The sequence below is a fragment of the Caballeronia ptereochthonis genome (assembly GCF_001545075.1).
Classification (GTDB): domain Bacteria; phylum Pseudomonadota; class Gammaproteobacteria; order Burkholderiales; family Burkholderiaceae; genus Caballeronia; species Caballeronia ptereochthonis.
Window position 1 is genome coordinate 1 of sequence record NZ_FCOB02000071.1, and the last position, 8,352, is coordinate 8,352.

At 64.2% G+C, this 8,352-nt stretch carries 7 protein-coding genes; 2 read left to right on the plus strand and 5 right to left on the minus strand.

What is annotated here, in order from left to right; translation table 11 throughout:
• Positions 1 to 143: 143 nt before the first annotated feature.
• A complete protein-coding gene (locus AWB83_RS35210) occupies positions 144 to 290 on the minus strand; it encodes a DUF3563 family protein (protein ID WP_087050219.1) in 147 nt (48 codons plus the stop codon).
• 233 nt (positions 291 to 523) lie between these two features.
• Entirely contained in the window at positions 524 to 910 is a 387-nt protein-coding gene (gene cueR / locus AWB83_RS35215; protein ID WP_087050214.1) for a Cu(I)-responsive transcriptional regulator, read from the minus strand.
• A gap of 100 nt (positions 911 to 1,010) precedes the next feature.
• Between cueR and AWB83_RS35220 the strand changes: the two genes are divergently transcribed.
• Together AWB83_RS35220 and AWB83_RS35225 are read left to right on the plus strand one after the other, a co-directional pair.
• Complete coding sequence (locus AWB83_RS35220; protein WP_087050215.1) at positions 1,011 to 1,217, plus strand: heavy-metal-associated domain-containing protein; 207 nt, start codon at positions 1,011 to 1,013, stop codon at positions 1,215 to 1,217.
• On the plus strand, positions 1,214 to 2,152 hold the full coding sequence (locus AWB83_RS35225) for a dTDP-4-dehydrorhamnose reductase family protein (protein ID WP_087050216.1): 939 nt from the start codon (positions 1,214 to 1,216) through the stop codon (positions 2,150 to 2,152). The genes AWB83_RS35220 and AWB83_RS35225 overlap by 4 nt, the downstream gene beginning before the upstream one ends.
• Positions 2,153 to 2,156: 4 nt before the next feature.
• Here the strand turns inward: AWB83_RS35225 and AWB83_RS35230 are convergent, their stop codons facing one another.
• From AWB83_RS35230 to imuA, 3 genes are read right to left on the minus strand one after another with little or no spacing between them, the layout of a single operon-like run.
• On the minus strand, positions 2,157 to 5,627 hold the full coding sequence (locus tag AWB83_RS35230) for an error-prone DNA polymerase (RefSeq protein WP_244198001.1): 3,471 nt from the start codon (positions 5,625 to 5,627) through the stop codon (positions 2,157 to 2,159).
• A gap of 7 nt (positions 5,628 to 5,634) precedes the next feature.
• The gene (locus tag AWB83_RS35235) at positions 5,635 to 7,221 is read right to left on the minus strand and encodes a Y-family DNA polymerase (RefSeq protein ID WP_087050217.1); all 1,587 of its coding nucleotides are present in this window, start codon (positions 7,219 to 7,221) and stop codon (positions 5,635 to 5,637) included.
• Positions 7,166 to 8,029, minus strand: a complete 864-nt coding sequence (imuA, locus tag AWB83_RS35240) for a translesion DNA synthesis-associated protein ImuA (RefSeq protein WP_087050218.1) — start codon at positions 8,027 to 8,029, stop codon at positions 7,166 to 7,168. The genes AWB83_RS35235 and imuA overlap by 56 nt, the downstream gene beginning before the upstream one ends.
• Positions 8,030 to 8,352: the final 323 nt, after the last annotated feature.

Below are 8,352 nucleotides of genomic sequence, written 5' to 3' on the forward strand. Positions count from 1 at the left end.
CGCATCGCTCCAACAGCGCTGCCGCCTAAAAAACAAACCCCACGTTCCGAAAAACATGGGGTTCGTCAGCAGTCTGAAAAGCCCCGCAATGCGGGGCTTTTCAACTTTCACGTCCGGCGTGTCCGACGCCTGCGACGAAACGCTTACGCGTTGTAGCCGTTCGTTTCGAGGGAGCGGATGCGCTTTTCGAGCTGGACGATGTCCGTCGATTGCGCGAGATACGCTTCGCGACGGCGCTGTTCAGCAGCTTCAAACCAGATGCTCAGTTTTTCGATCAGATACGCAAACATGATGTTCTCCAAGGTCTTGAAAGATCCCTGGCAGTTCGAGTCAGGGATTACCCGCGTTAGGGAATACCCGGATTATAGAGGAGAACGTCTTCGGTGTGGTAGTGAAATGCTTGAATACTGTGCATCCGGTTTCGGAATGGTGCGGGCAGACTCCTTGCTTAAACCGATGATTTTTTTGGATATTTATGCGGTCATCTGCAAGGCTCGCGAGAAATTGGCACCAATCTTGTGCATCACTGAGCCAGTTTGTCCAGAATCGGGCAATCCGGCCGCTCATCGCCGTGGCAATGGCGAGCCAGGTGCGAGAGCGTGTCGCGCATGACCGTCAGCTCGGCGATCCGCCGATCCAGCTCCGCGACATGCTCCAGCGCAATCGACTTCACCTCGGCGCTCGCGCGCGACCGGTCCTGCCACAACGCGAGCAACTTGCGGATATCCTCGACGAGAAAACCGAGCCGGCGCGCCTGCCGCACGAAGCGCAGCGCATGGACCTCCTGTTCCCCGTACACGCGATATCCCGACGACGTCCGCCCGACCGGATTGAGCAATCCGACGCTCTCGTAATAGCGGATCATCTTCGCCGTCACGCCCGAGGCGCGGGCCGCTTCGCCGATGTTCATGGTCTGCTCCCCAAAAAATGTCACTTCGACTCTACACCTTCCCATGATGGCAAGGTATACGATGTCGTTTATCGACGCCTTTTCAAGAGGAAAAACCGCAATGACGGAATTCGAAGTTCAAGGCATGAGTTGCCAGCACTGCGTCGCGGCCGTGACGCGCTCGATCCAGGAAATCGATCCGCAAGCACAGGTTCGCGTGGATCTGGAGCGCGGCAAGGTCGCGGTCGAATCGGCGCAGTCGAACGATGCGCTGAAGGAAGCCATCGACGACGCCGGCTACACGGTCGTCGGCGTCACGTCAGCATGACGGCCGGCGAACGCTTCACTGTCGCGCTGATCGGCGCGTCGGGTCTTTTGGGCCGAGCCGTCGCCGCCGAGCTGGCGAACGCGGACCGCGCGAAAGAATGGCGCGTGGTGCGCACGGCCCACAGCCGCGCCGACGCACAGAGCGTGAAGCTCGACCTGCTCGACCATGACGCGGTGCGCGCCTTTCTTCGGGGTCTGGCGCCCGATGCGATCGTCGTCGCGGCGGCCGAACGGCGTCCGGACGTCTGCGAAAACGATCCAGCGCTCGCACGCGCGCTGAACGTCGACGCACTGAGCGTGATCGCCGGCGAGGCGCGCGCGCTCGGCGCGTGGGTGCTGTCGATTTCGACCGACTACGTGTTCGACGGGACTTCGCCGCCCTATTACCCGGACGACGCGCCCGCCCCGCTCAACGCCTACGGACGAAGCAAGCTGGAAGGCGAGCGCGCGCTGCTCGAGTGCGACCCGAGTTCATGCGTGTTGCGCCTGCCGCTGCTGTACGGGCCGTTCACCGGCTGGAACGAATCGGCGGTGACGAGCCTCGCGCCCGCGATCGTCGCGTCGGCCGACGCGGCAAACCCGCCCGCATCGATGGACGCGTGGGCGACGCGCTATCCGACCTTCACGCCCGATGTCGCCGTGGTGATTCGCGGCATGCTCGAACATCGCGCGAAAGGCGCGGCGATCTCCGGCATCGCGCAATGGTCCGGCGACGAGCCGATGACGAAGTTCGATATCGCCCGACGCATCGCGCAGGTGCTGAGGGTGAACGCGAAGCTCGTCGCGCAACTCACGCCGGCCGACGCGACGCCGCGCCCGCGCGACTGCCATCTCGACTCCGGCCGGCTCGAAGTGCTCGGAATCGGCCGGCGCACGCCGTTCGACGCGGCGATCTCAACCCTGCTTGCGCACTATCCGGAAGGCCCGGCGCAATGAAGTCTCAGTGAAAATCGCGGCTCGGTGCGGCGAGGCGGCCGAGCAGCGCGCTATGGTCTTCGAGGCGCTGCGCCACCAGATGCCGCACGTCCCCTTCCCTCTGCCAGACGCCATGCACGCCAAGCAAAGACGCCCCTAGCAGCACCTTGCGCTGCTTCTCGACGAGCCCCGGCCAGACGATGACGTTGATCGCGCCCGTTTCGTCCTCGAGCGAAACGAAAATCGTGCCGTTGGCCGTACCTGGCCGTTGCCGCACCGTCACGATGCCGCACGCCCGCACGAAGCGTCCGTTCCTGTAGTCCGCCAGTTCCGCGGCGGTCTTGAAACGCATGCGCGAAAGCTTCGCGCGCAGGAGCGCGAGCGGATGACGATTGAGCGTGAGTCCGAGGCTCGCGTAGTCGTCGACGATTTCGCGTCCTTCCGATGCTTCCGGCAGCACGAGCGGCGCCTCGCTCATCGGCGCGTCGCGCAATAGCTCCGGCGCGCGCTGTTGCGCCGTGACCGCCCACCACGCCTGGCGCCGGTGCCCCGCGATGCTCGCGAGCGCATTGCCTGCCGCGAGCGCTTCGAGTTCGCGCCGCGACAGGGCTGCGCGACGCGTGAGATCGTCGACATCGACGAATGGCGCCTGCGAGCGAGCGGCCATGATCCGCTCCGCAGCCGCCTGCGAAAAGCCCTTGATCAGCTGCAGGCCGATCCGCACGCCCGGCCCTTTCGCCCCGTACTGCTGCGCGGGCAGTTCGATGCGCATCCTGAGCTTGCGCGCACCGCGCCGCATGGTCTTGCGAAAGATCCCTTCCGACGGGGCCGCGCCGTAAAACTGCTGACGCCGCCGTTCCTTGCCGCCATCGAACAGGATGCGCTCGCCGTTGCCCGACCGATCTTCCAGCACCGATTCCCAGTCGCTCAGCGACACATCGGGCGGAAACACCTGCACGCCGTGACGCCGCGCGTCCTGCACGAGCTGCGACGGCGAATAGAACCCGAGCGGCTGACTGTTCAGCAAGCCGGCCAGAAACGCCGCAGGCTCGTAGCGCTTGATCCACGCGCTGATATAGACGAGCAGCGCGAAGCTCGCCGAATGGCTCTCCGGAAAACCGTATTCGCCGAAGCCCTCGATCTGCTTGCACACGCGCGCAGCGAATTCGTGCTCGTAGCCGCGCGCAAGCATCTTCTTCATGAGATCGGCCTGATATTTCTCCAGATGTCCACTGCGTCGCCAGGCCGCCATCGCGCGGCGCAACTGATCGGCCTGCTCCGCCGTGTAGCCCGCCGCGACCATCGCGAGCTTCATCACCTGTTCCTGGAAGATCGGCACGCCGAGCGTGCGGCCGAGCACCGGCCGCAGCTCCTCTTTCGGATATTTCTCCTCTTCCAGTCCCTGCTTGCGGCGCAGGTACGGATGCACCATGCCGCCCTGAATCGGCCCGGGCCGCACGATCGCGACTTCGATCACGAGGTCGTAGTACGTGCTGGGACGCAAGCGCGGCAGCATGCTCTGCTGCGCGCGCGATTCGATCTGGAACACGCCGATGGTGTCCGCCCGGCAACACATCTCGTAGACGGCCTTGTCCTCACGGCGAATGTGCGGAAAGCCGAAGCCGGGCACGCCGCGCCGCAGCGCGACGAATTCGAGCGCGCGGCGGATCGCCGAGAGCATGCCGAGCGCGAGCACGTCCACCTTGAGCAGCTTCAACTGATCGATGTCGTCCTTGTCCCACTGGATCACGCAGCGGTCCTTCATCGCGGCGTTTTCGATCGGCACGAGCCGCGACAGTCGTTCCCGCGCGATCACGAAGCCGCCGACGTGCTGCGACAGATGCCGCGGAAACCCGCGCAACTCGTGCGTAAGCCGGATGAGATGCTTGGTGACGTGCGAGTCCTCGCTGAAGCCCGCTTCCCTGAGATAGCCGGCCACCGCCGACGGCCCGTCCCACCACTGCTGCGACTTGCCGATGCGCTCGATCAGCGACGCATCCAGTCCGAGCGCACGGCCGACATCCTTGAGCGCGCTGCGCGTGTGATACGTGATGACCGACGCCGCCAGCGACGCGCGATGCCGTCCATACTTCCGATAGATGTACTGGATGACTTCCTCGCGCCGCTGATGCTCGAAATCGACGTCGATGTCCGGCGGCTCGTTGCGCGCCCGCGAGATGAAACGCTCGATCAGCATGCCCATGCGAACCGGATCGATTTCGGTGATGAACAGGCAATAGCAGATGATCGAATTCGCCGCCGAGCCGCGCCCCTGGCACAGAATCCCCTGGCTTTGCGCGAATGCGACGATGTCATAGACGGTCAGAAAGTATTTCTCGTACTTCAGGTCGGCGACGAGCTCCAGTTCCTTGTCGATCAGTCCGATCGTGTCGGCGTCGAGCCCGTTCGGCCAGCGCCGCAGCGCGCCCGAGATCACCTTCTTGCGCAGATAGCTCGCGGGTGTCTCGCCGGGCGGCACCAGCTCCTCGGGATATTCGTACTGAAGCTCGTCGAGCGAGAACGTGCAGCGAGCCGCCGCCTTCAGCGTTTCCCTGATCGCCTCCTGCGGATACAGCGCGCCGATGCGCAGCCGCGTGCGCAGATGCCGCTCCGCGTTCGCCTCGAGCGCATAGCCGCATTCGGCGAGCGGACGATTGAGGCGGATCGCGGTCAGCGTGTCCTGCAAGGGCTTGCGCGAACGCGCATGCATCAACGCGCCGCTCGCCGCGACGAGCGGCAATCCGCTCGCCTCGGCAATCACGCGCGACGAGGCGAGACGCTCATCGTCGCTGCCGTCCTGCCATAGCTCCAATGCGAGCCACGCGCGGCCCGCGGCGAAACTGGCCAGCCAGTGCGCGCGATCGAGCGTGTCGGCGAGCGTCGCCGAACGCTGCGGCACGAGGATCAGCAGGCAATCGGGCAAATGCTTCAGATGCGCGATATCGCCGCGCAAATCAGTCGCGTCGAGCGCGCTCGACGATGCCGCGGGATCGGTGAAATCCTCCGGACCCAGCCGGTAACCGCCTTTGGGCGAGCGCGAGCGCGCAAGCGAAATCATCTCCGACAGGTTGCCATAGCCTTCGCGATTCGTCGCAAGCGCAATCAGCGTGCAGAACGGTTCGCCGTCGGCATCAGTGAGATGCAATTCGCTGCCGATGATCAGCTTCAAGCTCTGCTTCTTGGGCGGCGGTTCGCCGGCCTCGACCGCGGCTTCGGCGGCAGCCTTCGCTTTCGCTTCGATATCCTGGATCGCGGCGTGCGCACGCACGACGCCCGCGAGCGAGCATTCGTCCGTGATCGCGAGCGCCGTATAGCCATGCTCGAGCGCAGTGGCCGCCAGCTCCTGCGGATGCGACGCGCCGCGCAGGAACGAGAAGTTGCTCAGGCAATGCAGTTCGGCATAGCCGGGCAAGAGCGCCGAGGCGGACATCGAGCCGAGGAACGCTGCTTTCTCGTTGCCCTCGCCCAGGCCGATGATGTCGCTCAAATCGTCCATGGCGGCATCATCCGAAAAAACCGTGCAGGAACCAGAAGCCGGTGAGACGCTCGCGATAGAGCCAGAACATGCGGCCGCGATCGTCTGCGGCGACGTAGTAATCGCGCTGGACACCATTGCCGTCCCACCATCCCGCCTCGATGCGCTCTGTTCGGCTGATCAGCTTGAGCGGACGTCGATAGAACGGCCGCTCGTTGCGCAACATCAGCTTTTGCGGCGTTTCGAGGATCCACGACGGACGCGGCTGCGAAGGAACGGCGAGATCGGGAAGCTCGAGCGGCTCGCCGGATTCGGCCTGCGCTTCGGCTTCGGCGGGCATGGGTGCTTCGCCTGTTTTTGCTGCTTGTGTCTTCGACCGTTTCTTTCCGCGCTTCGGCTTCGCCTCATGCGCGGGTCGACAGGCCTCGACCGTCATCGCCGCTTCGGGTCGGTGATCGTCCCGCGCGACCAACTGCACGACATTCTCGGCGCCGAGCCGCGCGCTCAGGCGTTCGAGCAATTGCGCCATCGATTCGCTGTCGGAACCCGGCATCGGAAACAAGGTGTCGGCCGGCGGCGCGTGCTCGCTGACCTTGTCGGCCAAAAGCTTCATTTCGATCACCGGAGCGACGAGCGTCGTCTGATTCAGCTTTTCGCGCAGCAGCCAGAGGATGTGATCGGCATCGCGCGTCGGCACGGCCCACGCTATCTTGAATGTCGACGTCTTCGGCGCGTGGCGTGCGGCCAGTTCGTGCTCGAGCAGGAGAGAGAACTCGCTGACCGCCGCGTGATGCGCGCTCAGCCAGCCGGCAAGCTGCAGCACGAGCCGGCGCGCGGCGAACAGCAATGCGTCGGCACTTTCAACGCGCGCCTGCAATTCGAGCCGCGCCTCGAACGACGCCGGCGCGCAGAACGCCTCGCGTGGATCGGGTGCCTGTCCGTACGCCTGCGCGAGCCATTGCAGAATGCCCGGCCCGAACCGTCTCGCGATGCCCTTGCGCGGCAACCGGCGCAAATCGGCGAGCGTCGCGCAGCCGATCTGCTCGAACACGTTGCCCTGCGAATGAGCCGACGGCACGAGCGATACGGGCAGTGCGTCGAGCACGTGCGCGAGCGTCGTCTCCTTCACGATGCGCACGCGACGCGCAATACGCCGCGTGCGCGCGTGCGCCAGCAACCACGCGCCCCAGGCAGTCGGCGCGCAACCCATGCGCGAAGTGAAGCCACATCCTTTGACCGTCGATGTCACCCTAGACAGCAACGCGCGCAGTCCGCCGAAGAGCCGCATGCTCGCGCCGACTTCGAGCAGCACCGTATTCGCATGCGCAAGCACGACTTTGGGCGTGAACGCGAGCAGCGCCAGCGCGACGGCTTCGAGCGCGCGCTGCTCCTCGCGGATGTCGACGGCAAGCAGCGTCAGCCGCGGCGCCAGCGCGAACGCGTGCGAACGCGTGCTGCCCGGTCTCACGCCGAGCCGGAACGCGACGAGATCGGGCATCAGGACGCGCGCGTGATCGGCAAGCGCGAAGCATGGCTGGTCGATATCCTCGATGCGGGCGTCATTCGGCGTCGATGCTGCTCCAGGCGAGATCGAATTCGCCGACGCCGAGGGCATCGATGGTGGCCTGACTGCTTCGAGCGATAAAAGCGGCAATGTCACCGCTATCCACAACATGTTTGACCTCTCGTGCTTTCCTGCTGAGTTGCGCGCGGCGTAGATGTTCGGGCAGCGCGGGCAACTGCAGCGGCAAGCTCAACTGCAACGGCTTTTGCAGCAATGGACCACGCCGCTTGATGATGTCGATTTCCAGCATGACGGCCTGCATCCATTCGCGGCGGTTCATCGTCTGGGCGTTCGCGGGAAGCATCGGCTTGCAGACCATGCGCAACGGAGCGGCGGATGATTGCCGGGCCGCTTTGAGCGATCGGAACAGGAACGCCAGCGACTGCGCTTCCTGAGCCGCCACTTGCAGCCGTCGCAGCGCCTCGGGACGCACCTGGGGCAGCCAGATCAGCACTGCACCGATGCCGTCCTGCTTGAGCGATTGCTCCGCAGCCCAAAGCGTCTGATCTTCGGGCGCTTTGACCCAGACCAGCTTGTTGACCGCGATGTTCATCGCCCGAAAAGCCGCGAGATTGGGCTTCCAGGGCGGCGCGATGAAGATGACGGAGCGGCCTTTGTTCACCGTCAGTTCCCGAAGCGTGCGCGCGAGCAGCCTGATCTCGCCCACGCCGCTCTCTTCGATCAGCAATTCGGTAACGGTGCCGGGCATCCAGCCTGCGCCCGGCAACGCCAGATCGAGCGTTCGATAACCGCTCGAAATGACGTTCGAGTCAGGATCGTTGATCGGACTGCCCTGCCAGAGCTGACGCTGAAGATGTGATGTCAGCCCGATATCGAGCAATGAAAGTGCTGCACCCATGAGTTTTCCCCGTCCAGCGCGAATGCAAGGGCCTGCTCAGGATTCGAGCACTCGGCGGCCTCTGGTTTTACTGTATATTTATACAGTATTTTGGTGCGAGAGGGTAAACATCTGGGCGCGCGGGAGGTGCGCTGGCGGAGTCGCAGAGAGTGGAGAAATGAGACGGGAAGAAACGCATCTGGATTGCGTTAGAGACGATTTGCCGGAGTTTGTGCAAATCCCGCGTTCCAACGCAAAAACCCCACCTTTTGGGGTGGGGTTTTTGCGTGAAGCATGAGGAGCCTGACGATTACCTACTTTCACACGGGAGATCCGCACTATCA

Bases quoted from the DNA above. Each gene is read 5' to 3' on its own strand.
- AWB83_RS35210 (WP_087050219.1), bottom strand. From the start codon at position 290: ATGTTTGCGTATCTGATCGAAAAACTGAGCATCTGGTTTGAAGCTGCT.
- cueR (WP_087050214.1), bottom strand. From the start codon at position 910: ATGAACATCGGCGAAGCGGCCCGCGCCTCGGGCGTGACGGCGAAGATG.
- AWB83_RS35220 (WP_087050215.1), top strand. From the start codon at position 1,011: ATGACGGAATTCGAAGTTCAAGGCATGAGTTGCCAGCACTGCGTCGCG.
- AWB83_RS35225 (WP_087050216.1), top strand. From the start codon at position 1,214: ATGACGGCCGGCGAACGCTTCACTGTCGCGCTGATCGGCGCGTCGGGT.
- AWB83_RS35230 (WP_244198001.1), bottom strand. From the start codon at position 5,627: ATGGACGATTTGAGCGACATCATCGGCCTGGGCGAGGGCAACGAGAAA.
- AWB83_RS35235 (WP_087050217.1), bottom strand. From the start codon at position 7,221: ATGCCCTCGGCGTCGGCGAATTCGATCTCGCCTGGAGCAGCATCGACG.
- imuA (WP_087050218.1), bottom strand. From the start codon at position 8,029: ATGGGTGCAGCACTTTCATTGCTCGATATCGGGCTGACATCACATCTT.